The sequence below is a fragment of the Microbacterium proteolyticum genome (genome assembly GCF_014192415.1).
Classification (GTDB): domain Bacteria; phylum Actinomycetota; class Actinomycetes; order Actinomycetales; family Microbacteriaceae; genus Microbacterium; species Microbacterium proteolyticum.
Genome location: NZ_JACHXY010000003.1, coordinates 41,733 through 66,442, shown reverse-complemented (window position 1 = coordinate 66,442; position 24,710 = coordinate 41,733). Strand labels below are relative to the sequence as shown.

The 24,710-nt window shown below is 70.6% G+C and carries 21 protein-coding genes; 8 read left to right on the top strand and 13 right to left on the bottom strand.

Annotated elements, in window-relative coordinates:
* Positions 1-133: 133 nt before the first annotated feature.
* From FHS07_RS12465 to FHS07_RS12425, 10 genes are all read right to left on the bottom strand, one after another.
* Positions 134-1,303: a glycoside hydrolase family 3 N-terminal domain-containing protein gene (locus tag FHS07_RS12465; RefSeq protein WP_343054714.1), complete on the bottom strand. Its 1,170-nt coding sequence runs from the start codon at positions 1,301-1,303 to the stop codon at positions 134-136.
* Positions 1,304-1,602: 299 nt separating this feature from the next.
* Positions 1,603-2,859 carry an LCP family protein gene (locus FHS07_RS12460; protein WP_183420241.1) on the bottom strand — a complete coding sequence of 419 codons (1,257 nt, stop codon included), beginning with the start codon at positions 2,857-2,859 and terminating at the stop codon, positions 1,603-1,605.
* A gap of 229 nt (positions 2,860-3,088) precedes the next feature.
* On the bottom strand, positions 3,089-4,261 hold the full coding sequence (locus tag FHS07_RS12455) for an ABC transporter substrate-binding protein (protein ID WP_183420239.1): 1,173 nt from the start codon (positions 4,259-4,261) through the stop codon (positions 3,089-3,091).
* Positions 4,262-4,325: 64 nt separating this feature from the next.
* Positions 4,326-5,102 carry an ABC transporter permease gene (locus FHS07_RS12450; RefSeq protein WP_183420238.1) on the bottom strand — a complete coding sequence of 259 codons (777 nt, stop codon included), beginning with the start codon at positions 5,100-5,102 and terminating at the stop codon, positions 4,326-4,328.
* Positions 5,103-5,211: 109 nt separating this feature from the next.
* On the bottom strand, positions 5,212-6,018 hold the full coding sequence (locus FHS07_RS12445; RefSeq protein WP_183420235.1) for an ABC transporter ATP-binding protein: 807 nt from the start codon (positions 6,016-6,018) through the stop codon (positions 5,212-5,214).
* Positions 6,015-6,296, bottom strand: coding sequence for a hypothetical protein (locus FHS07_RS16525; protein ID WP_246383578.1), 282 nt, complete (start codon positions 6,294-6,296; stop codon positions 6,015-6,017). Before FHS07_RS16525 ends, FHS07_RS12445 begins: the two co-directional genes overlap by 4 nt.
* A 12-nt stretch (positions 6,297-6,308) precedes the next feature.
* On the bottom strand, positions 6,309-7,001 hold the full coding sequence (locus FHS07_RS16520) for an ABC transporter permease (RefSeq protein ID WP_246383576.1): 693 nt from the start codon (positions 6,999-7,001) through the stop codon (positions 6,309-6,311).
* 7 nt (positions 7,002-7,008) lie between these two features.
* Positions 7,009-8,037 carry a TIGR03842 family LLM class F420-dependent oxidoreductase gene (locus FHS07_RS12435; protein WP_183420234.1) on the bottom strand — a complete coding sequence of 343 codons (1,029 nt, stop codon included), beginning with the start codon at positions 8,035-8,037 and terminating at the stop codon, positions 7,009-7,011.
* Positions 8,038-8,048: 11 nt separating this feature from the next.
* Entirely contained in the window at positions 8,049-9,512 is a 1,464-nt protein-coding gene (gene hydA, locus FHS07_RS12430; protein WP_183420233.1) for a dihydropyrimidinase, read from the bottom strand.
* Between the two features lies 1 nt (position 9,513).
* A complete protein-coding gene (locus FHS07_RS12425) occupies positions 9,514-10,362 on the bottom strand; it encodes a nitrilase-related carbon-nitrogen hydrolase (protein WP_183420232.1) in 849 nt (282 codons plus the stop codon).
* A gap of 128 nt (positions 10,363-10,490) precedes the next feature.
* Here FHS07_RS12425 and FHS07_RS12420 point away from each other — a divergent pair, with 128 nt between their 5' ends.
* From FHS07_RS12420 to FHS07_RS12400, 5 genes are all read left to right on the top strand, one after another.
* Positions 10,491-11,876 carry an aminotransferase class I/II-fold pyridoxal phosphate-dependent enzyme gene (locus tag FHS07_RS12420; RefSeq protein WP_183420230.1) on the top strand — a complete coding sequence of 462 codons (1,386 nt, stop codon included), beginning with the start codon at positions 10,491-10,493 and terminating at the stop codon, positions 11,874-11,876.
* A gap of 51 nt (positions 11,877-11,927) precedes the next feature.
* Positions 11,928-12,764: an aldo/keto reductase gene (locus FHS07_RS12415; RefSeq protein WP_183420228.1), complete on the top strand. Its 837-nt coding sequence runs from the start codon at positions 11,928-11,930 to the stop codon at positions 12,762-12,764.
* A gap of 9 nt (positions 12,765-12,773) precedes the next feature.
* Positions 12,774-14,591, top strand: a complete 1,818-nt coding sequence (locus FHS07_RS12410; RefSeq protein WP_183420227.1) for a thioredoxin domain-containing protein — start codon at positions 12,774-12,776, stop codon at positions 14,589-14,591.
* Positions 14,592-14,835: 244 nt separating this feature from the next.
* Positions 14,836-15,858, top strand: a complete 1,023-nt coding sequence (locus FHS07_RS12405) for a GDP-mannose 4,6-dehydratase (RefSeq protein WP_183420226.1) — start codon at positions 14,836-14,838, stop codon at positions 15,856-15,858.
* Positions 15,855-16,811 carry an NAD-dependent epimerase/dehydratase family protein gene (locus tag FHS07_RS12400; RefSeq protein ID WP_183420224.1) on the top strand — a complete coding sequence of 319 codons (957 nt, stop codon included), beginning with the start codon at positions 15,855-15,857 and terminating at the stop codon, positions 16,809-16,811. The genes FHS07_RS12405 and FHS07_RS12400 overlap by 4 nt, the downstream gene beginning before the upstream one ends.
* 186 nt (positions 16,812-16,997) lie before the next feature.
* Here the strand turns inward: FHS07_RS12400 and FHS07_RS12395 are convergent, their stop codons facing one another.
* Together FHS07_RS12395 and FHS07_RS12390 are read right to left on the bottom strand one after the other, a co-directional pair.
* Positions 16,998-17,759: an AAA family ATPase gene (locus tag FHS07_RS12395; RefSeq protein WP_183420222.1), complete on the bottom strand. Its 762-nt coding sequence runs from the start codon at positions 17,757-17,759 to the stop codon at positions 16,998-17,000.
* 1 nt (position 17,760) lies between these two features.
* The gene (locus tag FHS07_RS12390; RefSeq protein WP_343054713.1) at positions 17,761-19,332 is read right to left on the bottom strand and encodes a dolichyl-phosphate-mannose--protein mannosyltransferase; all 1,572 of its coding nucleotides are present in this window, start codon (positions 19,330-19,332) and stop codon (positions 17,761-17,763) included.
* Positions 19,333-19,355: 23 nt separating this feature from the next.
* Between FHS07_RS12390 and rsmI the strand changes: the two genes are divergently transcribed.
* The 3 genes from rsmI (at position 19,356) to FHS07_RS12375 (ending at position 22,976) form a co-directional block, all read left to right on the top strand.
* Positions 19,356-20,174 (top strand): 16S rRNA (cytidine(1402)-2'-O)-methyltransferase, encoded by an 819-nt coding sequence (gene rsmI, locus FHS07_RS12385; protein WP_183420219.1) that lies wholly within the window; start codon positions 19,356-19,358, stop codon positions 20,172-20,174.
* Positions 20,175-20,343: 169 nt separating this feature from the next.
* On the top strand, positions 20,344-21,918 hold the full coding sequence (metG, locus tag FHS07_RS12380; RefSeq protein ID WP_183420217.1) for a methionine--tRNA ligase: 1,575 nt from the start codon (positions 20,344-20,346) through the stop codon (positions 21,916-21,918).
* 173 nt (positions 21,919-22,091) lie between these two features.
* Entirely contained in the window at positions 22,092-22,976 is an 885-nt protein-coding gene (locus tag FHS07_RS12375; protein ID WP_183420771.1) for a TatD family hydrolase, read from the top strand.
* 232 nt (positions 22,977-23,208) lie between these two features.
* On the opposite strand, the gene FHS07_RS12370 is transcribed toward FHS07_RS12375, so the two are convergent.
* Positions 23,209-24,663 carry a sugar porter family MFS transporter gene (locus FHS07_RS12370; RefSeq protein WP_183420216.1) on the bottom strand — a complete coding sequence of 485 codons (1,455 nt, stop codon included), beginning with the start codon at positions 24,661-24,663 and terminating at the stop codon, positions 23,209-23,211.
* Between the last annotated feature and the right edge of the window lie 47 nt (positions 24,664-24,710).

The following is a 24,710-nucleotide window of genomic DNA, read 5'->3' as shown; positions in this document are numbered from 1 at the left end:
CCGGGGGCGCGCGTCGTCGTCGTCGTATCGCCATCGAGAAACGCTTCCTCGCGCGAGAAACGCCACGTCGTGCCGTGTCTCGCCGCAGAACGCGTTTCTCGATCACCCGCGACGACGTGACGCGCGCCGGGTCTCACGGCATCGACGCCTTCTGAGCCAGGATGCGGGTGACCGCGGCATCCACCTTCGCCGCGAACGCGGGGTCGCTCTGCGCGCGAGCGAGAACCGCCTGGTGCATCTCGGGGTAGACGGACGGGTCGGCCGACACCAGCAACAGGTCGACTCCCGCGTCGACGGCGAGGGTCGCACGGTCGGCGGGCGACCACGGCTGCACCTGGCGAGCCGCCGAGAGGTCGTCGACGGTGATCACGCCGTCGAAGCCCACCCGGTCGCGGAGCACGTTGACCACGGCGGGCGAGAAGGCGGCGGGGGCGCTCGGATCGATGAGCGCGTAGGTCGCGGTCGACATCATGACGATCGCGTCGCCCTGCGGAAGGACGCCGGCGTACACCCCGACGTCCGGACCGTCGGAGGTGACGGTCTCGTCGGTGACGCCCGTGCGGGTGTCCGTGTTCTCGGTGACGTGTCCGAGGCCGGGGAAGTGCTTGAGCGTCGGCAGCACCCCGCCGTCGCGCATGCCCGCCGCGAACGCGCCGACCTTCGCGGTCACGGCGGCGCCGTCGTATCCGTACTCCCGCGCGAGCTCGCCGATCGGAGGATTGGATGCCGCGAAGTCCGGGCTCGTCACGACGTCGGCGACCGGCGCGAGGTTCATGTTCACCCCCGCTTGTGCGAGCTGCCCGCTCCAGACGGCGGCGCTCGCGCGGAGCTGGTCGTCGGGTCGCGTGGCCTGCTCGACGGCCGAGGGGATGCCGTCGAAGCCCGGCCCCGAGAGCACCTGCACCGTGCCGCCCTCCTGGTCGGTGGCCACCCACAGCTCGGGGTGGTCGGCACCGATCGCCGTGGTGAACTGGGCCACCAGCTGTGTGATCGCGGGGGTTCCGGCATCCGATCGCCCGTGCAGGAAGACTCCGCCGATGTGGTCGTCGGCCACGGCGGCGAGCGTGGTCGGGTCGGCGCCGTCCACGGACGTTCCGACCATGAACATCTGGCCCACCTTGTCGGCCACGCTCATGCCCGCGAGCGGGTCGGGCGTGGGGGGAGGGGTCGGGGTGGGTGTACGCGACGGTGTGGGCGTGATCGTCGCGGTCGGCGAGACGGCGGGCGCCGGCGTGGGCGCGCACGCGGTGAGCGTCAGCGCCGCGAGCAGCAGCAGGGTGGTCGGACGCGCGGGACTCTTCACCCCTCGATGCTCGCTCATGGGCCTGAACGATCCCGGCGCGTGACTGCGCCGCCGCGTCGACCGCCGCTGGTCCCGACTCCTCACCGATGGATCTCCGACCACGGGGGCCGGACCCCCGGATGCCGAGTCCTTCATCGGTCTCGGCGGGCTCTGCGTCGCTGACTATCTGCGCAGGCTCGGCGATCTGCGCGAACTCCGCGATCCGCGTGACCTCCGCGATCTGCGCACCCTCGGCGAATGCGGTGCGGAGGGACTGGTTCTACGCAGATCGCTGACGTCGGGGACGCCGCCGCCGGACCTCAGCCGTTCCCGAGCGAGCACGTGGCCTGCGTGGCCTTCGAGCCGTTGATGTTGCTGGGCAGCTCGACCGCCTCCGGCGCGGGCGTGGCCGCCGCGGCATCCGTGGCATCCGGAGCGGGGGTGCCGGGCTCGGTGGACGCCTCGGACGGTGCCTCGGTCGGCACCGACGGGTCGGCGATCACGCCCCGGCCCGCGTCGCCGGTGAGGGTGATCGGCGCGTTGCTGTCGAGGGCGGCCCAGAGGACGTCGGCCGAGGTCTCGTCGGGGACGACACGGTTGTTGTCGTCGGGATCGTCGTTGACCGGGTACTGCACGAACGTGACGTCGTCGAAGGGCACGTCTTTCAACGTGTAGGCGAGCTGAGCGATCCGCACCGGGTCGGCGAGGCTCTCACTCGGCGTGATGTTGTTCACGGCGGTGTTGGCGAGTCCGAGCAGCGTTCCGGGGTTGGAGAGCACCTCGTCGCTGCGCAGCTTGTTGAGCAGACGCGAGAGGTACTGCTGCTGGTTGCCGATGCGGGCGAGGTCGCTCTCGTCGCCGATGCCCTTGCGCGTGCGCAGGAACGCCAGGGCGTCGAAACCCTTCACCGTGCGCGGTCCCGCCGCCCACTGGATGCCGGCGTCGGGGTCGTCGATCCCGTCGCCGCCGATGCAGACCTCCACACCGCCGATGGCATCCGTGATGTTGACGACGTTGCCGAAGCTGACCTTGGCCGCGAACGGGATGCTCTGGCCGCTCAGCTCCGATACCGTCTCGGCGACGCAGGTCAACCCCCCGGCTTCGAAGGCGGTGTTGATCGAGGCCTTGAAGGCGCCCGGGAACGCGCTGCCGTCCTCGGCCGTGCACTCCGGGATCTCGACCTGCAGGTCGCGCGGGAACGACACGACGGTGACGCGTCGGGGGTTGGCGGAGACGTGCACGAGCATGTTGACGTCGTTGCGGGTGCCGGCGTTCTCGGGGTCGGAGCAGCGGTCGCCGAACGCTCCGGCGACGACGTCGTCGCACTCGTCGGTTCCGACCACCAGCACCGCGAAGGGCCCTGAGTAGGCGCTGAGCGCGGGGGGCTCGGCGGGCGCGTCCGGAAGCGGCACCGCGGCCTCCTGCAGGCGCTGGGTGAGCGACCACGCGTAGAACCCGCCGACGGCGACGGATGCCACCACGAGGACGGCCAGGGCGATCGCCGCCAGCTTCAGACCGCGCCGCACGCCCGAGTCGGGGCGGCGCCGCGCGTGGTGGGCCGGAGGGGTGACGGGCATGGGGGTAGTCAATCACGGTCGACCGCGGGCGGCTCGGCGTGCGGGATCTCCCGCGCGGCGCCCGCCTCGCGGCCGCGGAGCGCACTGCAGACCCGGGGCGCCGGACACCGCCGCACGGACACGACGGCGGGTCGGGTGTGCGAGGTGACCGCGCCGCTGGGCACAGCCACACCGACGCGACGGTGGGGCGGCCCCGAGTCGAGACCGCCCCACCGTCGCGTACCGCGGACTACTTGCCGCCCTCGGTGAGCGTCACCTCGATCGGCGTGTACTCGCCGTCGACGGTGATCCCCTCGTCCTTCAGCGCGGAGAGCGCCTGCTCGATGTAGACGTTCGAGTACGCCGACTCGCCCGGCTCCTCGGTGATGAGGTTGAGGCCGTCCTGGTTGACGGCCTTCAGCGCCCCTTCGACCGTCTTGTCCCACGCGGCGGAGTCGATCATGCCGAACTCGCCGCCGGTCCAGATGAGCTTGTTGACCTCGTTCATCTGCCACAGCTGATGGGTGGGGCCCACGGGGAACGCGTCGACACCCGGGGCGGTCGCCGCGGCGTAGGTGATCTCGGCCGCCTCGGTGGGGTTGTCGCGGGCGTACACCCACCCCTTCACGACGGCCTTGAGGAAGCGTGTGGCGGCGTCGGCGTAGGCGGGATCGTCGGCCAGTCGCTGCGTGTCGGCCCAGATGGCATCCTGCAGCATGGCACCGGCGGTGTCCTCGTACGAGATCACATCGACGTCGTCCATCGTGTAGAGCTCGCCGGTGGCCGGATTCACCGTCTCGAACAGCTGCGCGAGTTCGTTGTAGGTCATCGCCTGGGCGGCATCCACGTCGCGGTCGAGCAGGGCGTTCATCGAGAAGTCCTGCGTCGTGATCTGCACGGTCGACGCGTCGAGGCCCTGGTCGGCCATGGCCGCGAAGATCTCCCACTCGTTGCCGAAGCCCCACGACCCGATGCGCTTGCCCTCGAAGTCGTCGACGCCCGTGATGCTCGAGTCCTTCCAGGAGACCTGGGTGGTGCCCGACTTCTGGAACACCTGCGCGATGTCGGTCAGCTCGACGCCCTGGTTCTCCAGCGTCCCGAGCACCTTGGGAACCCATGCGACGGCGAAGTCGACGTCGCCCGCGACGAGGGCGTCCTGCGGCACGATGTCGCCGCCGGAGGGCAGCACCTCGACGTCGTCGAAGCCCTCCTCCTGGAAGTAGCCCTGGTCGAGGGCGACGTAATAGCCGGCGAACTGCGCCTGCGGCAGCCACTGCAGCTGCAGCTTCACCGAGGTGAGGGGCGTGAAATCGCCGTCGGACGCCGCGGGTTCGGAACCGCCGCCCGAGCAGGCCGAGAGGGCGAGGGTCGCGGCCGCGACCCCCGCGATCGCGCTGACGGCGCGACGGGTGCTGTGTCTCATGGAAGGTCCTTCCGATTCGTGTGGAGCGCGTGTCGGGTGGTGCAGGTTCCGGGTGGGGCCGCGGTCATGTGCGCAGGGCGCCGAGTCGCTTCGCGACGACGCGTTCGAGCAGGGCGGTGACGACGAAGAAGACGAGGCCGATCGCGATGCCTCCGCCGACGAACGCCCAGGCCAGGGCCGCGCGGCCCGATTTCGCATACGTGGCGATGGCGGTGCCGATTCCGTCGGCGGGGCCGCCGAAGTACTCGGCGACCAGGGCGGAGATGACGGCGAGGGATGCCGCGACCCGCACGCCCGTGAGCAGGTAGGGCAGCGCGGTGGGGAGGGTCAGGCGCAGGAACGTCTGCCCGCCGGTCGCGGCGGTGGCCCGGAACAGGTCGCGCTGCACCGGGCGGGTCTGTCGGAGGCCGCGGAGCGTGTTGACGAACACCGGCACGAAAGCGGCGATCCCGGCCACGGCCTGCCGGCCGAACTGGCTGGAGGCTCCGAACATCGTGTTGAGGATGGGGGTGAGTGCGACGATCGGCACCACGGCGAGGGCGGCGACGAGCGGTGCGGTCATTCCGTCGACCGGCCGCCAGGTCGCGGCGAGGGCGGCGAGCAGCACGGCGACGACGGTTCCGGCCAGCAGTCCCACCAGGGCGTTGGTGCCCGTGATGCCGGCCGCCTCCCACACCAGGGGGAAGCGCTCCACGAGTTCGGTCGCGACCGCGATCGGATCGGGCAGCATCCGGGGCGCGCTGCCCGAGGCGACGAACGCGTACCAGGCGAGCAGTCCCGCGAGCCCCACGACGACGGGGGCGGCCAGACGCGCCCAGCCGGGCAGGGGCGTGGCGTTCATCGCCGACCTCCCACGGTGACGGATGCCACGGCGCGCCCGCACACGGCATCCGTGCTCCGTCGGGGGATCGCGGATGCCGCGGGCCGTCGCGCCGCGCGTCGGACCCCGCTCATCGCTCGTTCGCCCGCTGGACGGGGGCTCCGTGCAGAGCCTCGCGTACGGCCGTGACCCGCGCGAAGAACTCCGGCGACTCGCGCAGGTCGTCGTCGCGCTCGCGGTCGGGGCGGGTGTCGACGACATGGGTGATCCGTCCGGGCCGGGGGCTCATGACCACGACGCGGTCGGAGAGGAACACCGCCTCGGGGATGGAGTGGGTCACGAACACCACGGCGGCCCCGGTCTCGGCGGCGATGCGCGCGAGTTCGGACTGCAGCCGCTCCCGGGTCATCTCGTCGAGCGCGCCAAACGGCTCGTCCATCAGCAGCAGCTTCGGCTGAGCGGCGAGGGAGCGGGCGATGGCGACGCGCTGCTGCATGCCGCCGGAGAGCTGGTCGGGGTAGCGGCCGACGAAATCGGTGAGTCCGACGAGTTCGGCGAGCTCCGCCACGCGGGCGTCGCGGCGGGCGCGCGGCCACTTATGCAGGTCGAGGGGGAGCGCGATGTTCGCGGCCACGGTCAGCCAGGGCAGCAGCGCCGCCTGCTGGAAGGCGATGCCGTAGTCCTGGTCGAGGCGCGCCTGACGCGCCGACTTGCCGTACAGCGTCAGCTCGCCGCCGGTGGGGCTGTCGAGGTCGGCGATGAGCCGCAGCAGCGTCGACTTCCCGCAGCCGGAGGGCCCGATGAGCGAGACGAACTCGCCCGCGGCGACGGTGAGGTCGACCCCGGTGAGGGCGTTCACCTCGCCGCCGGCGCTGGGGAACACCTTGCCGACGCCCGTGGCGCGGACGGCGAGGTCGGTGGCGGTCTGGGTGGTCATGCGGTGTCCTCCCCGCGACGGAAACGGTGCAGAGCGACCCCGACGAGCGTGACGCCGAAGGCTGCGACGAGTCCCATTGCGACGGTGCCGAAGGTGGGAGCCCAGGGGGCGGCCGGGTCGGATGAGGCTTGGCCGGCGAGCTGGATGAGCATGCGCCCGATGCCGCCCCGGAGGCCGATCGAGACCTCGGCGACGACGGCGCCGACGACCGCGGAGGCGGCGGCGAGGCGGAGCGCGGGCAGGAGGTGCGGCACGGCCGCCTGGAGGCGCAGCCGCACGAGCGTCTGCCATCAGCCGGCGGAGTTCGCCCGCATCAGGTCGAGGTGCAGGGCGTCGGGCGAAGAGAGGCCGCGCAGCATGCCGACGGCGACGGGGAAGAAGGCCAGGTACGACGCGATGAGCGCCACCGACAACCACGGGGGCCAGGGGAAGCCCGAGCGGTCCACCTGGGTGCCGATGGCGTTGACCACCGGTGCGAAGGCGATGAGCGGCACGATCTGACTGACCACGATCCAGGGCAGCAGCCCCGCCTCGACCAGGCGCCACCGCTGCATCGCGATGCCCAGGAGCGAGCCGACCACGACGCCGATCACCCAACCGAGGGCGGCCAGCCCCAGCGTCATCCCGGCCGCTCCCGCGACCGACACGATCAACGGCGGGGTGTCGCCGCCGCTGGTCGGGGCGAACATGCGCGTGATCATGTCCCAGACGTGCGGCATGGCGCGCTCGTTCGTGCGCGGGAGCAGGATGACACCGGACCCGGCCGATCCGTCGCTGCCGACCGTGAGGCCGTCGGCGGGGCCGAACGTCTTGTACAGCTCCCAGAGCGTGACGACGACGGCGATCCCGGCGATGCCCCATCCCGCGCGCACCGCGGCGGCGCGGGTGCGGGAGGGGCGGATGCCGGAAGCCCCCGGCATCCGCCCGTCGTCCGCCGTCTCGACGGGCGCTGCCGTACCGGGGGCGATCACCTGGTCGGTCACGGGCGTGTCACCGCTTCGCCGTCACCGGGGGAGTGAGCGCCGGGATGACGGTCTCGCCGTAGACCCGCATCGTCTCCTCCTTGTTGTCGTGCTGGAGGTAGCCGGCGAACTGGGTGACCCCCAGCGCGCGGAGTTTCTCGAGCTTGGCGATGTGCTCCTCGGCGGTGCCGAGGACGCAGAAGCGCTCCACGATCTCGTCGGGCACGAAGTCGACGTGGTCGTTGTTGCTCTTGCCGTGCGAGTTGTAGTCGTATCCGGTGCGCCCCGCGATGTAGTCGGTCAGCGCGGCGGGAACGGAGGAGTCGCCTCCGTATTTCGAGACGATGTCGGCGACGTGGTTGCCGACCATTCCTCCGAACCAGCGGCACTGCTCGATCATGTGCGCGCGCGACTCGGGGGTGTCCTCGCCGATGTACATGGGTGCGGCGACGCAGAACGCGATCTCGTCGGGGTCGCGTCCCACGTTCTCCGCCGCCGCGCGGACCGTCGCGATCATCCACTCGGCGATGTCGAGGTCGGCCAGCTGCAGGATGAAGCCGTCGCCCACCTCGCCGGTGAGCTTCAGCGCGAGGGGGCCGTAGGCCGCGACCCACACCTCGAGCTCCGACCCGCGGCTCCAGGGGAACTGCAGCGTCGCGCCGTTGTACTCCACCGCTCGGGAGTTGCCCAGCTCGCGGATGACGTGGATCGACTCGCGCAGCGCCTTCAGAGTGGTCGGGCGCCCGTTGGTGACGCGCACCGCCGAGTCGCCGCGGCCGATGCCGCAGATGGTGCGGTTGCCGTACATCTCGTTGAGCGTGGCGAAGGTGGACGCCGTGACCGTCCAGTCGCGGGTCGCCGGGTTGGTCACGAACGGGCCGACGGTCACCCGGCGGGTGGCCGCGAGGATGGCGGAGTGGATGACGTACGGCTCCTGCCAGAGCAGATGCGAGTCGAAGGTCCACACGTGGCTGAAGCCGTGCGCCTCGGCGAGCTGCGAGAGCTGCACCGTGCGGGCGGCCGGGGGATTCGTCTGCAGGACGACACCGAAGTCCATGGGGTCTCCTCTCAGATCAGGTACTGACTCAGGCCGCGCTTGACGAACCGGCCGTCGCCCGGCGCGCCGACGTAGGCGCCGTCGTCGACGACGACTTTTCCGCGGGAGATGACGGTGTCGACGTGTCCGTCGATCTCGTAGCCCTCCCACGCGGAGTGGTCCATGTTCATGTGGTGGGACCTGCCGGTGGGCGAGCCGTCCGGCCGCGTACCGAGGCCGATGGAGGTGTGCCCGGCGGGGTCGTAGACGACGATGTCGGCGTCGGCGCCGGGCGCGATGACGCCCTTCTTGCCGTACATGCCGAACATGCGCGCGGGGGTGGTGCTGGTCAGCTCCACCCACCGTTCGAGGGTGATCTGGCCCGTGACGACGCCCTGGTACATGAGGTCCATGCGGTGCTCGACCGAGCCGATGCCGTTCGGGATCGCGCGGAAGTCGCCCTGACCGAGAGTCTTCTGGTCCTTCATGCAGAAGGGGCAGTGGTCGGTCGACACCATCTGGATGTCGTTGGTGCGAAGGGCCTGCCACATGTGGTGCTGGTGGCCCTCGTGCTTCGAGCGCAGTGGGGTGGAGCACACCCACTTGGCACCCTCGAAGTCGCCCCACTCCTCGCTCGAGGCGCCGAGCTGATCTTCGAGCGAGAGATACAGGTACTGCGGGCAGGTCTCGCCGAACACGTTCTGACCGTTGTCGCGCGCCCATGCGAGCTGCTCGACGGCCTGCTTCGCGCTCACGTGCACGACGTACAGCGGGGCGCCGGTCAGGTGCGACAGCATGATCGCGCGGTGCGTGGCCTCCTCCTCCATCTGCCACGCGCGGGCGACGCCGTGGAAGTACGGCGACGTCTTGCCCTTCTCGATCAGCTGCTCGGCGAGCACGTCGATGACGGGCCCGTTCTCGGCGTGCATCATCGTCAAGAGCCCCGTGTCGGCGGCCACCTGCATCGCCCGCAGGATCTGCGCGTCGTCGGCGTAGAACACGCCCGGGTAGGCCATGAACATCTTGAAGCTCGAGATGCCCTCGTCGATGAGCCCGGGCAGGGCGGCGAGCGAATCGGCATCCACCCCTCCGACGATCTGGTGGAAGCCGTAGTCGATGGCGCAGTTGCCCGCGGCGAGTTCGTGCCAGTGGGCGAGGCCGTCCTGCACGCGCTCGCCGGTGCGCTGCACGGCGAAATCGACGATGGTCGTGGTGCCTCCCCACGCGGCGGCGCGGGTACCGGTCTCGAACGTGTCGGAGGCGCTCGTGCCGCCGAAGGGCAGCTGCATGTGGGTGTGCGCGTCGATCCCGCCGGGGATGACGTACTTGCCGGTGGCGTCGATGACGGTGTCGACGGATGCCGCGAGGTCGTGGCCGAGCAGGGTCGACCCGGGCGCCAGCACGGCGGCGATGCTCTCGCCGTCGAGGAGCACGTCGGCGGCGGTACGACCCGTCGCCGAGACGACGGTGCCGCCGGTGAGGAGGGTGGTGGCCATGTCAGGCCTCCACGATCTCGCCGTAGGTGTCGGGGCGGCGGTCGCGGTAGAACTGCCAGTCGTCGCGCATCTGTTGCACGAGGTCCATGTCGAGGTCGCGGATGAGGATCTCCTCGTGCTCGGCCGAGCCCACCGCACCGACGTGGTTGCCCCGCGGATCGATGACCTGGCTCGTGCCGTAGAAGGTGACGGCATCCTCGCCGTATTCGTTGTCTTCACGGCCGACACGGTTGGGCTGCAGCACGAAGTAGCCGTTCGCGACGGCGGCGCACGGGCCCTCGACCTCCCACAGGCGGTTCGACAGTCCGGGCTTGGTCGCGTTGGGGTTGAACACCATGTGGGCGCCGTTCAGGCCCAGCTCGCGCCACCCCTCGGGGAAGTGGCGGTCGTAGCAGATGTACATTCCCACCTTGCCGACGGCGGTGTCGAAGACGGGGTAGCCGAGGTTGCCCGGGCGGAAGTAGAACTTCTCCCAGAACTTGTCGAGGTGCGGGATGTGGTTCTTGCGGTAGCTGCCGAGCACGGTGCCGTCGGCGTCGACGAGCACGGAGGTGTTGTAGTACACCCCGGTCTGCGCCTCCTCGTAGATGGGGAGCACGCTGACCAGGCCCAGCTCCTTCGCCAGGGCGGCGAAACGCTGGACGATCGGCCCGTCGACGGGCTCTGCGAAGCGGTAGTACTTCTGGTCCTGCGTGATACCGAAGTACGGACCGTAGAACAGCTCCTGGAAGCACACGATCTCCGCTCCCCGCGCTGCCGCGTCACGGGCGAACTGCTCGTGCTTGTCGAGCATCGATTCTTTGTCACCGGTCCACGTGGTCTGCGTGATGGCCGCTCGCACCGTCGTCATGGGTCCTCCTCGATCTCTGCCCCGCGGGGAATGCGGGTGGTCGCATTCTGGCGGGGCGTTCTGTTACTGTCGCGCCTGAACATTTCTCGACGATTTCGTCGGGTGACTTCGCCGTTAATTGGAGCCGCATGCTCTCGCCCCGCGCCCTCGGATCCCGCTCCGCCGCGGGGCTGGCGGCGGAGATCGCCCGCCTGGTCACCGATGGCACGCTCATGCCGGGGGAGCGCCTGCCGACCGTGCGGCAGATGGCAGCCGACCTCGGCCTGTCCACCGGGACGATCGCCGCGGCCTGGCGTGCCCTCGCCCAGGCGGGAGTCGTCACCTCCCGCGGCCGTTCCGGCACCTTCGTGCGCTCGGAGCGGCGTGAGTGGCTGAGTCCGCGGGTGCGCGGGATGTCCACGGGCGAGGGACCGCCCGTCGCGGCTCCCAGCGGACTGGGCGGGCGGGGAGCCCAGGGCATCCGTCTCGACCTCTCGCTCGGCACGCCGGACCCCGCGATGCTGCCCTCGCTCGAGCGGGCTCTCTCGCGTGCGCGTCCGCGTGCCGACACCGGTCGGTACCACGACCTCCCGGTCCTGCCGGAGCTGCATGACGCGCTCGTGGAGGACTGGCCGGTGCGGACGGTCGAGGCGCTCACCGTCGTCGACGGGGCGCTCGACGGCATCTCCCGCACGGTCGAGCAGGTCGTGCGGTTCGGCGACCGGGTCGCGGTGGAGTCCCCCGGATTCCCCTACATCTTCGACCTGGTGGAGGCCACCGGGGGCATCGCGATGCCGCTCGAGAGCGATGCCGACGGCATCCTGCCCGTCTCCCTGGCGCGCGCCCTGGCACAGCGTCCCTCGACGCTGGTGCTGCAGACCCGGGCGCAGAACCCCACCGGGGTGTCGATGTCGGTCGAGCGGGCGAGGCGCCTCGCCGACGTGCTGCTCACCGTCCCCGGCGGCCGGGCGGTGACGGTCATCGAAGACGACCATTCCGCCCTCATCGCCACCGCCCCCGCCGTCACCCTCGCCCGGTGGATCCCCGCGCAGGTCGTGCATGTGCGCGGGTTCTCGAAGTCGCACGGTCCGGATCTGCGCATCGCCGCCCTCGGCGGACCCGCCCGCATCGTCGAGCGGATCGTGCGCCGTCGCATGCTGGGACCGGGGTGGACCTCGCGTCTGCTGCAGGCGGTGCTGCTCGAACTGCTCACCGACCCCCGCTCCATCGCCCCCGTCCGAACCGCCCGGCTCCTGTACCGCGACCGGCTCGACCGCATGGCGGCAGCCCTGCGCCGCCTCGGCATCGACGTGGGCGCACCCGACGGCATCAATCTGTGGCTGCCCGTCCGCGACGAGCGCGCCGCCGTCGTCCACCTCGCGGCGGAAGGTATCGCGGTGGCCGCGGGCGGGCCGTTCATCGCCGACGCCCTCGCGCAGCAGCGGGTACGGGTGACGGCGGGATCCGTCACCGAGAACGTGCGGCTCGTCGCCGACGCACTCGCTCGGGCGGCATCCGCTCCTCCGCTGTCCTAGGGTCGTCAACCCCCGGATTCGATGTCGGAGGCGGCTCCTAGGGTGGATGCCATGACCGTTCCTTCTGTTCAGCTCAACGACGGAAACTCCATCCCCCAGCTCGGCTACGGCGTGTTCCTCGTGCCCGCCGACGATGCCGAGCGTGCCGTGTCCGAGGCCCTTGAGGTCGGCTACCGCCACATCGACACCGCCGCGATCTACAAGAACGAAGAGGGCGTGGGCCGTGCGATCGCCGCCAGCGGCATCGCTCGCGACGACCTCTTCGTCACCACGAAGCTGTGGAACGCGCGCCACGACGGCGACGACCCGCACGCCGCGATCGACGAAAGCCTCGAGAAGCTCGGGCTCGACGCCGTCGACCTGTACCTCGTGCACTGGCCGACGCCCAAGGCCGACAACTACCTCAACGCGTGGCAGAAGCTCGTCGAGATCCGCGAGGCGGGCAAGACCCGCTCGATCGGTGTCTCGAACTTCCTCGTGCCGCACCTCGAGCGCATCGTCGCCGAGACGGGTGTGACCCCCGTGGTCAACCAGATCGAACTGCACCCCGCCCTCAGCCAGCGCGAGATCGCGGCCTGGGGCCAGGAGCACGACATGCACATCGAGTCGTGGGGCCCCCTCGGCCAGGGCAAGTACGATCTGTTCGAGCTGCCCGCGGTGAAAGATGCAGCTGAAGCGCACGGCAAGTCCCCGGCTCAGGCGGTGCTGCGTTGGCACATCCAGCACGGCTTCATCGTGTTCCCGAAGTCGGTGCGCCGCGAGCGCCTCGAAGAGAACTTCGACCTGTTCGACTTCGAGCTCACCGCCGACGAGATGGCGGCCATCGACGCCGTCGACCCGGGCGACGGTTCCGGCCGCGTCGGCTCGCACCCCGACGACGTCGAGTAACCGGAGCGCATGAACCGCCTCGCGAACGCCTCGAGTCCCTACCTGCGGGCCCACGCCGACAACCCCGTCGCGTGGTTCCCCTGGGGGGCCGAGGCGTTCGCGCTCGCGGCCGAGAGAGACGTTCCCGTGATGGTCTCGATCGGCTACAGCACCTGCCACTGGTGCCACGTGATGGCGCGGGAGTCCTTCCAAGACCCCGAGATCGCAGCGATCCTCGACGACGGCTTCGTGTCGGTCAAGGTCGACCGCGAAGAGCACCCCGACGTGGACGCCGCCTACCTCGACGCCGCGTCCGCGTTCACGCCCCACCTGGGCTGGCCGCTCACGGTGTTCGCCAGCCCCGCGGGCCGCGTCTTCTACGCCGGCACCTACTTCCCGCCCACACCGCGCCCGCCGCAGCCCTCGTTCCGGCAGGTGCTGGCCGCGGTCCGCGAGGCGTGGACCGCGCGCCGCAGCGAGGTGGATGCCACGGGATCATCGCTCCGTGACGCGCTCGCGGTTGCGGCGACCGCCCCCGCCAACGCGCCGCCGACCATCGATCAACTCGCCGCCGCCGCCCGCGCGGTGGCCGCCCGCGAGGACCGGGAGTACGCCGGCTTCGCCGCGGGCCCCGCGTTCGAGACGCCGAAGTTCCCCAACACCCCCGTGCTGCGCTTCCTGCAACACCCCGCGCTCGCTGCGACGGCCCCGGATGCCGCCGCCGTGGCATCCCACGCCTTGGCCGCCATGGTGGCATCCGACCTGCACGACGTGGTCGAGGGCGGTTTCTTCCGCTACGCCACCCGCCGGGACTGGAGCGTGCCGCACTACGAGCGCATGCTCACCGACAACGCCGGTCTCGTCGAGGTCGCGCTCGCCGCGGGCGACGACGCCGCCGCGACCGATGCCGCGCGGTTCCTGGTCGATGTGTTGCAGCTGCCGTCGGGCGGGATCGCCGCCGCGCAGGACTCCGAGTCGATCATCGACGGAGCGCGCACCGAGGGCGGCTACTACCGCACGGCCGACCGGTCCGCGCTGACGCCCCCGGCCCTGGATGCCAAGGTCGTCACCGGCTGGAACGGTCACGCCATCGCCGCGCTCGCCGCCGTCGGTGCCCGCACCGATCCGCGGTTCCTGGAGGCCGCACGCTGGGCCGCCGACGCCGTGCTCGAGAGCAACGTCGCCGACGACGGCACGCTCCGTCGCGCGTCGCTCGACGAGATCCGCTCCGCCGCCCCCGCGACGCTGGAGGATTACGGCGGACTCGCGCGGGGCCTCCTCGCCCTCGCCCGGGCGACGGGCGAGGTCGCCTACGCCGAGCGCGCGCGTGCCCTCGTCGAGCAGTGTCTCGGCGATGACGGCATCCATCCGCCCGGCGGCGGCGATCCGGTGCTCGTCGCGCAGGGCATGCAGCCGCACGGTACGCCCAGCGACGGCGCGTCGCCTTCGGGACAGTCGGTGTTCTCCGCGGCGGCACTCGACCTCTGGCGTCTGGGGGCGGGCGAGCGGTACCGCGCCGCCGCCGAGATGCTCGTGCGCGCCGCCGCCGAGGCCGCGCTGTCGACGCCCCTCGCGCACGGCGCGATCCTCGAGGTCGCGGTGGGTCTGGCGTCCGCGCCGCGCCAGGTGGTCGTGGTGGGTGAGCGGGATGCCGAGATCGCCGATGCCGCGCGTCGCGTCGTCGCCGATGTGGTCGCGGTCGTGTCGCCCGCGCAGGCTCAGGCGTTCGCCGCCGCGGGCTTCGAGTTGTTCACCGGCAAGAGCGCGCTGGCCGGCGAGGCGACGGCGTACGACTGCCGCGCGTTCACGTGCGCGCTGCCGACGACGGATCCCTCCGCGCTCGTATGAAACAGCTCCCGCGTCGGTCGGGGGACTGACGCGGCCTCGCCCCGGGGTGAAGTGCGACGTGATTTCGTGTTCCGCCTCGCGCCCCCGTCGCCCTGCGTCGCGCGCGGGGAACGGCGGCGCCGAACCGCCTTCACCCCGGTCGGGAAGGTAAGGCACCTCGGGAACCAGGTCCCTCCCTCGCCGACCATCGTGGCGGCGCGCCATGTCGACGCGTCCCCGCGTTCCGGCGAAAGAGGACCCGTTGATGACCCCGAGCACCACTTCTCCCCCGCGAGCCCTGATCACCGGTGCGACCGGTCAGGACGGCGGCCATCTGACCGAGTTGTTGCTGGCCAAAGGCTACGAGGTCTTCGGCCTGGTGCGTGGCCAGCGAAACCCGCGCCGCGAGGCCTACGCGCGGGAGTTCCCCCGTGCCACCGTCATCGAGGCCGATCTGACCGATCTGCCCTCCCTCATCCGCGCCGTCGACCGCGCACAGCCGCACGAGATCTACAACCTCGGGGCCATCAGTCACGTCGGGTACTCGTTCTCCAACCCCGCCATCACCGCCGAGGTCACGGGCAAGGGCGTGCTGAACCTCCTCGAGGCCGTGCGTCTGGCGGGTCTCGCCGGATCGGCCCGCGTCTACCAGGCATCGACCTCCGAGATGTACGGCGGTCTGGCCTACAACCGGCCCGAGACCGGGTACACCGAAGAGTCGGTCTTCCACCCGCGCAGTCCGTACGGTGTCGCCAAGCTCTTCGGTCACTGGGCAGCCAAGAACTACCGCGAGAGCTACGACATGTTCGTCTCGTGCGGCATCCTCTTCAACCACGAGGGTGAGCGCCGCGGCGTCGAGTTCGTCACGCGCAAGATCACCGACGCCGTGGCGCGCATCGCAACCGGCCAGCAGTCCCACCTCGAGCTGGGCGACCTCACGCCCCGCCGCGACTGGGGTTACGCGGGCGACTTCGTCGAGGGAATGTGGCGCATGCTGCAGCACGACACGCCCGATGACTTCGTGCTGGCGACCGGTCGGACCTCCTCGATCGAAGACTTCCTGCACCTGGCGTTCACCGCCGCGGGAATCGACGACTGGCGTCCGTACGTCGTTCAGAACCCCGCCTTCTTCCGCCCGGCCGAGGTCGACGTGCTACTCGGCGACCCGGCCAAGGCCGAGGCTGTACTCGGGTGGAGGCGTCATGTCGACCTCGCCGAGATGGCGCGTCGCATGGTGGCTCACGACCTGACCCTCGCTGCGGCGCCGCTCGCGGTCGCGGTCGCGTGAGACGGCTCGTCGTCACCGGCGTCGGCGGTTTCGTCGGCGCGCATCTCGCTCGCGAGGCGGCCGCGGCGGGGTGGTCGGTCTTCGGCATCGGGCGGTCCGACACCGCGCCGACCGGTCTCGACGCCGTGCTCGACGGCTACGCAGGGGTCGATCTGCGTGAGCGGTGGCCCGACACCGCCCCGCGCGACGCCGCCGTGGTGCACCTTGCGGGGCTGTCCGCCGTCGGCCCGTCATTCACCCGGCCGCAGGAGTATCTCTCCGGCAACAGCGCGATGGTGACGGTGCTGTGCGAGGCGGCGCTGCGCCCGGGCGGCGGCGGTCGCATCGTCGTCGTCAGTTCCGGCGCGGTGTACGACGCCTCGGCCGGTGAAGCCGATCTCGACGAATCGGCATCCCTCGGCATGTCCTCGCCGTACGCGGTCAGCAAGGTTCTCGTCGAGAACCAGGTCGCCTACTACCGGGCGCGGGGAGCGGATGCCGTGGTGGCGCGGCCGTTCAACCACTTCGGGCCCGGGCAGGGAGCGGGGTTCCTCGTGCCGGACCTCGCGCGACAGCTCGCGGACGTGCACGACGGCACGCCGCTCATCGTCGGCAATCTCGACACCCGGCGCGACTACTCCGATGTGCGCGATGTGGCGCGAGCGTACCTCTCGCTGGCGGCTGCGCCCTCCCTGTCGTACGACACGTACAACGTCGCATCCGGTGTCGCTCGGTCCGGGCGCGAGGTGCTCGCGGCGATCTGTGCGGCGCTCGACATCGACGAGCCGCCGCTGCACGTCGACCCCAGCCGCATCCGTCCCACCGATCCGATCTCGATCCGCGGCGATGCCACGCGACTTCGCGCCGAGACCGGCTGGCATCCCGCCGTCTCCTTCGAGCAGAGCATCGCGGATGCCGTCGTGGCGGAGCCGGCGACGACTGCGCGGCGCCGGGTGGGCTTCGTCCTGCAGTGACGGTTCGTCTCCGCCCGACGGTGGTTTCACCGAGAAACGGCATCCGCGCGAAGAAACGTCATGACGAGGCGTTTCTTCCCGCGGATCGCGTTTCTCGCAAGCCTCGCGCCGCTCTCCCCGCGCATCGCGTTTCTCAGCAAGCCACGCCGCTCCCGCGCATCACATGAGACCAGCCCCGCGCACCCGTCAATCCAGCAGATGCCGCAAGAACCGCTCCGGCGCATCCAGGAAGTTCCGGTGCAATCGCACCACCTCGAGGTCTCCCCACGCGCTCTCGCGAATGCCCCATTCGCCCAGCTCGAGGATCGTCGCCCCGGGCAGCGCCGCCAGCACGGGGGAGTGGGTGGCGCAGATCACCTGCGTGCCGCGTGAGCGCATGCGGTCGAGGGATGCCAACCAGCGCAGGGTCGATGAGAACGACAGCGCTGCCTCGGGCTCGTCGAGGCAGGCGAGTCCCGCGACGTAGCGCGGGTGATCGAGCGCTTCGTCGAGCAGGGCGTTGAACGACTCGCCGTGGCTCATCGGATGAAGGCTCGGCGGCGCGTCGGGCAGGTCGTCCCGCCACGAGTAGTAGCCGTGCATGGTCTCGGCGCGCAGGAAGAATCCCCACCGCGGGGCGCGGGGGCTGCGCTCGACGCGGAGCCACTCGCTCAGCGGACTCTCCGTGCGGCGGGTCTCGCCTCCGCCATTGGTCGACCCGCCCTCGGCGGGCAGACCGTACGCCTCGGCTATGCCCTCGATGAGCGTCGACTTGCCCGAGCCGTTCTCGCCGACGAGAAAGGTCACGCCCGCGCCGAACTCCCAGCCGTCGGCCTGCGCGACCTCGAGGAACTGTGCGACGGCGGGGATGTCGGCAGGCCACGCGCGGGGGTCGATCGCGGCGTCGCCGAACACCCTGACGCGCTGGATCGGCCGCGGGTCGTGCAGCCAGCCGTCGCCGCGTGACACGTCAGATCCAGCTGGGCAGCCAGTTGTGCAGCCGCCAGAACTCGTATGAGACGTCGAGGCCCGCCCACACCGGGTACCAGAACGCCGATATCCCGACGCAGACGATCAAGAACACCACCGCGATCACCTGTGCGTGGGCACGGGAGAGCCGCCACACGCCCCGGGTGGCGTCCTGCAGGGCGAAGGCGAGGGCGAGGACGAGGAAGGGCACCATCGCCACCGTGTAGAACTGGAAGATCGTGCGCTCGGGGTACAGCAGCCACGGAAGATAGGTGGCGCCCAGGCCCGTCAGCACGAGCGCGTGGCGCCAGTCTCGAACCATCACGAAGCGCACGAGCAGATACACGGATGCCGCGATGCCCGCCCACCAGATCAGCGGGTTCGCGTTGCTCGAGATCGCCTCGGTGCAGCCGTTCGCCAGACCGCAGCCGTTGACGCCGAAGTCGTCCTGATGCCAGTACATCGAGGTGGGACGGATCAGGAACGGCCATTGCCACGCGGGGCTGGCGTAGCTGTGCGGGGTCACGAGCCCGACGTGGAAGCCGTACATCGACTGGTGGTACGCCCACAGGTTCTGCAGCGGCACGGGCAGGAAGGTCAGGAGCCCCGTGCCCAACGGCTCGCTGCTGCGCATGTAGCCGCCGGTGGTGAACAGCCAACCCGACCAGCTCGTCAGATACACCACGAACGACACCGGCACGATGAGCACGAACGAGATCAGGCCCTGGCGCACGGCATCCATCGGCCACTGCACGATCCCGACGCGGCGGCGCGCGAGCGCATCGGTGACGACGACGTAGATGCCGATCGCGGCGATCAGGTAAAGCCCCGACCACTTCACGGCGGTGGCGGCACCGGCGGCGGCGCCCGCCGCGAGCAGCCACGGGCGGTCCCACAGCAAGGGGCCCCAATTGTGGGTGGTCCCGGGGAGTTCGTCCATGGCGGCATCGAGGCGGTCGCCGGTGCGTCTGTGATCGAGCGCGACGAACCAGAACGCGAGCACGATGAAGAACGTCAGGAACACGTCGAGCAGCGAGGTGCGGCTGAGCACGATGCTCAGGCCGTCGACCGCGATGAGACCGGATGCCACGGTGGCGAACGGGATCGAGCGGGTGAGGTTGTGCGCGAGCAGGTAGACCAGCAGCACGGTCGCCGTGCCGAAGACCACGGCCGACAGTCGCCAGCCCGTCGCCGAGTCGGGACCGAGCAGCGCCATGCCGGCGCCGATGAGGATGCGTCCGAGCGGGGGATGCACCACGTAACTGCCCACGCCGGTGAAGATGTCGGTGTCGCCGGCGACGAAGCTCGGATCGGCGTTCTCGGGCCACGCCGACGGGTAGCCGAGCACCCACTGGCTCCACGAGTCCTTCACGTAGTACGTCTCGTCGAACACGAGCGCGTGCGGCGTGCCGACATCGAACAGGCGCAGCACCCCGGCGACGATCGTGACGAGCGCGGGCGCCAGCCAGCGCCACACTCGGAGACCCCGGGGGTCGCCCAGCAGCACGTCGCGCCATCGATCGAGGCGCGTGCGCTCCACCTCGGGACGCAGAGAGGGGACAGCGGTGCTCACGCGCCCCAGCATAAGGTGGGGCGGTGATCATCCTCGCGGCGACGCCGATCGGCAACCTCGGTGACGCCTCGAAGCGTCTGGTCGAGGCGCTCGAGAACGCCCGTGTGGTCGCCGCCGAAGACACCCGCACCACCCAGCGCCTGTTGGCGGGCCTCGGCGTCGAGAACCGCCCGCGGCTGATCGCCCTGCACGATCACAACGAGAAGGAGCGCGCCGCCGAACTCGTCGAGCTGGCGCGCCACGACGACCTGCTCGTGCTCAGCGACGCGGGCATGCCCACCGTCAGCGACCCCGGTTTCGGCCTCGTCGCCGCGGCCGCCGCGGCGGGTGTCACCGTCACGGTCCTCCCCGGGCCCAGCGCCGTGGTCACCGCGCTCGCCGTCGCGGGTCTTCCCACCGACCGCTTCGCCTTCGAGGGTTTCCCGCGGCGCAAGCCCGGAGAGCGTCGCCGGGCGTTCGCGCAGTTGGCGTCCGAGGAGCGCACCCTGGTCTTCTTCGAGTCGCCGTCGCGGTTGGCATCCACCCTCGACGATCTCGCCACGGCGTTCGGCGCCGATCGCCCCGCGGCCGTCTGCCGAGAGCTGACCAAGCTCTACGAGGAGGTCAAGCGGGGCACCCTCGCGGAGCTCGCCGCGTGGGCCGCCGACGGCGTGCGGGGGGAGATCGCGATCGTCGTGGGCGGAGCCGAGGCCCGAGAGGTGGCGTTCCCGGATGCCGTCACCCAGGTGCTCGAGCTCGTGCGCGGCGGGACGCGACTCAAAGAGGCGGCCGCCGAGGTGGCGTCGCAGACCGGTCATTCTTCGCGTGAGCTGTATCAGGCGGGGCTCGCCGTCAAGCGCTGAGGTCCGGCGTCCACGCGCGCCGCGCGTGAGGGGTCAGAGAGTGTCGCCGAGTATCGGGCGGGGCGCCAAGAGATGACCCCTCACGAGCTGACTCGCGCGAACCGGACGACGGCACGGTCAGGGCGTCACACGGTCGGCCGTGTCGGTGCCCCCTGCGTAGAATCTCCAAGTGACTTCCGGCCGATCCTTCTACATCACGACGCCGATCTACTACCCCAGCGATCTGCCCCACATCGGGCACGGGTACACGACCGTCGCCGTCGACACGCTCGCCCGCTGGCACCGCCAGGCGGGAGACGACACGTGGATGCTCACCGGCACCGACGAGCACGGCCAGAAGATGCTGCGCGCCGCCGCCGCCAACAACGTCACGCCGCAGGAATGGGTCGACAAGCTCGTCACCGAGTCGTGGTTCCCGCTGCTCGAGACGCTCGATGTCGCCAACGACGACTTCATCCGCACGACGCAGCCGCGTCACGAGGAGCGCGTGCAGCAGTTCGTGCAGGCGCTGTTCGACCGCGGCTACATCTACGCGGGCGAGTACGAGGCGCTGTACTGCGTCGGCTGCGAGGAGTTCAAGCCCGAGGCCGAGATCGTCGACGGCACCGGCCCCTTCGAGGGCCTCAAGGTCTGCGCGATCCACTCGAAACCCCTCGAACTCCTGCAGGAGAAGAACTACTTCTTCAAGCTCAGCGAGTTCCAAGACCGTCTGCTCGAGCTCTATAAGACCGAGCCCGATTTCGTGCGTCCCGAGTCGGCGCGCAACGAGGTCGTCTCGTTCGTGCGGAGCGGTCTGAAAGACCTCTCGATCTCGCGGTCGGCGTTCGACTGGGGCATCACGGTGCCGTGGGACTCCTCGCACGTCATCTACGTGTGGGTCGACGCGCTGCTCAACTACGCCACCGCCGTCGGCTACGGCAACGATCCCGAGCAGTTCGCCCGCCGCTGGCCGGCGTTCCACGTGGTCGGCAAAGACATCCTGCGCTTCCACGCCGTCATCTGGCCGGCCATGCTCATGGCGGCCGGCCTCGACGTGCCCCGCGGCGTCTTCGCGCACGGGTGGCTGCTCGTCGGCGGCGAGAAGATGTCGAAGTCGAAGCTCACCGGCATCGCGCCCACCGAGATCACCGACGTCTTCGGTTCCGACGCGTACCGTTTCTACTTCCTCTCCGCCATCGCCTTCGGGCAGGACGGGTCCTTCTCGTGGGAGGACCTGTCGGCCCGCTATCAGGCCGAGCTCGCCAACGGGTTCGGCAACCTGGCGTCGCGCAGCGTCGCGATGATCGAGAAGTACTTCGAGGGGGTCGTGCCGTCCGCCGGCGCCTACGCCGAGGGCGACCTGGCGATCCAGGGGATCGTGGCGGATGCCGCGGCGGCCGCCGACGCCGCCGTGGAGCGCTTCCGTATCGACGAGGCCATCGCCGCCATCTGGACCATCGTCGACGCCCTCAACGGCTACATCACCGAGAACGAGCCGTGGGCCCTCGCGAAAGACGAGGCGAAGCGCGAGCGCCTCGGCACCGTGCTCTACACCGCGGCCGAGGGCCTGCGCGCCCTCGCCGTGCTGCTGTCGCCGGTCATGCCGAGCTCGACCGAGAAGCTGTGGAGCGCCCTCGGCGCGGCGGAAGGCCTCGGGCGTCTCGTCGACCAGCCTCTCCGCGAGGCCGGGGCGTGGGGCGTGCTGCGTCCCGGGGCGAAGGTCACGGTGCTCACGCCGCTGTTCCCGCGCGTCGAGCAGGCGTGACGACCGTGACACCGGAGCCGGCGACGCCGTCCGGCGCGGCCGCCTCTGAGAAGCCGGCTCCCGGCGCGGCGGCGCAGGCGCCTGCGGAGCCCGCCGGAGGGTCCGCCGCCGAGCCCGACCCGACCACGGGGCCCGCCGCCGGTTCCACCCCCGTCGAGCGCCCCCGCGGCACGATCGAGGCGGGCGATCCCAGCCAATACTTGCGGGAGCGCAGCGCCGACGGCCGGCGCGACGTCAGCTATCCGCCCGCGCCGGATCCCCTCGGCATCCCCGTCTACGACAACCACACCCACCTCGAGATCGAAGACGGCGACACCGGCCTCTCCCTCGACGAGCAGCTCGAACGTGCTCTGGCCGTCGGCGTGCACGGTGTCGTGCAGGCCGGCGGCGACGTCGACTCCTCGCGCTGGTCGGCGTGGGCCGCGCGCTCGCACCCGCGCGTGCTCGCCGCCGTCGCGATCCACCCCAACGAAGCTCCCGAATACGAGCGGGCGGGCGAGCTGGACGCCGCGATCGCCGTGATCGACGAACTCGCCGCCGAGCCGCGCGTGCGGGCGATCGGCGAGACGGGCCTGGACTTCTTCCGCACGGAGGCCGATGGCATCCCGGCGCAGATCCGCTCCTTCGAGGCGCACATCGCGCTGGCGAAGAAGCACGGGATCGCCATGCAGATCCACGACCGCGACGCGCACGACGCGGTGCTCGAGACCCTCGAGCGCGTCGGCGCCCCCGACAAGACCGTGTTCCACTGCTTCTCGGGCGACGCCGACATGGCCCGCATCGCCGCCGACCGGGGCTACTACCTGTCCTTCGCCGGCAACGTCACGTTCAAGAACGCGCAGAATCTGCGCGACGCCCTCGCCGTGACGCCGCTCGATCGGATCCTCGTCGAGACCGACGCACCGTTTCTGACGCCGGCACCGTACCGAGGCCGCCCGAACGCGCCGTACCTGATCCCGGTCACGCTGCGCTTCCTCGCGGCGGAGCGGGGCATCGACGCCGACGAACTCAGCGCCCAGGTCGCCGCGAACACCGTCGAGGTGTACGGGGAGTTCTGACCCTCGGTTCGCGCACGTGTGCGGCGGGTCCATCTTCGTGGCCGTGAGAGCCGTCGGGCGGGTTTCGACGCCCAGCACGCCCGTGCTCTGCTCGCGTGATGTGCGCATCCTCCGTCGATCTGCTCCGGATGCGACCGAGGTCGTGCGAATCGGGGAGCTTGTGCGCGCGGCAGGCACCGCGCCGCACCGGTGCAGGTGGCCGGCATCCCGCGATGCCGGCCTTCGCCGCGACTCAGGCCTTCGTTTTGCGCTTGTCGACGAACAGCGTCTCGGCCTGCTCGAGCTCCATGCCCTTGGTCTCGGGGATGCGGAAGGCGACGTAGAAGAACGACAGCGCCGCGAAGAGCGCGTACATGCCGTAGGTGAGCGGGAGCGACCAGCTCGACATCGCGGGGAACGACACCGTGATGGCGAAGTTGGCGATCCACTGCGCCCCGGCGGCGACGCCGAGGGCGCGACCGCGGATGCGGCTCGGGAAGATCTCGCCGAGAAGCACCCACACCAGGGGTCCCCACGAAGCGCCGAAGCCGACGACGAACAGGTTCGCGGCGACGAGCGCCACCGTGCCCCACGGGGCCGGGAGCGACACGTCGTCGCCGCTGCCCTGGGCGAAGGTGAACGCCAGGGCCATCGCGCCCAGCGACACGGTCATGAGCACCGAACCGGTCAGGAGGATGGGTTTGCGACCCACCCGGTCGACGAGGAAGATCGCCACCAGGGTCACCAGCACGTTGGTGACCGAGGTGATCACCGAGATGAGCAGCGAGTCGCTCTCCTGGAACCCGACCGCTTTCCAGAGGGTCGTGGAGTAGTAGAAGATCACGTTGATGCCGACGAACTGCTGGAACGCCGACAGGATGATGCCGATCCAGACGATGCGCTGGAGGCCCAGCACCGGTCCGCGCAGTGAGACGTTCGCGTTCTTGCGGTCGGTCTCGATCGCCTGCGTGAGGTCCTTCATCGTCTTCTCGAGATCCGCGGGCGGGACGAGCCGGGCGAAGATCGAGCGGGCCTCGTCGACCCGGCCCTTGGCCAGCAGGAACCGCGGGGACTCGGGAACGGTGAACGACAGGATGCCGTAGACCGCCGCCGGCACGACGCCGACGAGGAACATCCACCGCCACGCCTCCATCCCGAGCCACAGCTCGTTGGCCGCGCCACCCGCACTGTTCGCGAGCACCGCGTCGGAGAGCAGAGCTCCGAAGATGCCGAGCGTGATCGCGAGCTGCTGCAGCGATGCGAGCGAACCGCGGATCTGACGGGGCGCGACCTCGGCGATGTAGGCGGGGGCGACGACCGAGGCGATGCCGATGCCGAGACCGCTCATGACGCGCCAGAGGATGAGGTCGGGGACGCTGAAGGTGAGGGCTGCGCCGATCGACGAGACGAAGAACAGCACGGCGCCCAGCAGCATGACCTTGAGACGGCCCCAGCGATCCGACAGCGCCCCGGCGACCACGGCGCCGACGGCGCAGCCGAGGAGCGCGACGGCGACGACGAAGCCGGTGAGCACCTGGCTGAGCTCGAAGTTGCTCTCGACGGCGTCCACCGCACCGTTGATGACGGAGGAGTCGAACCCGAAGAGGAACCCTCCCACGGCGGCGGCCAGGGAGAGCCCGACGGCTCGTCGCCCGTACGGGCTTCGGAGAGTGAAGGCGTTGGAGGGGATCGACTGCGTCTGACTCACCCGCCTACGCTACTCCCGGCTCTCGCGCCGGAGGGGTTCTGGCGGCG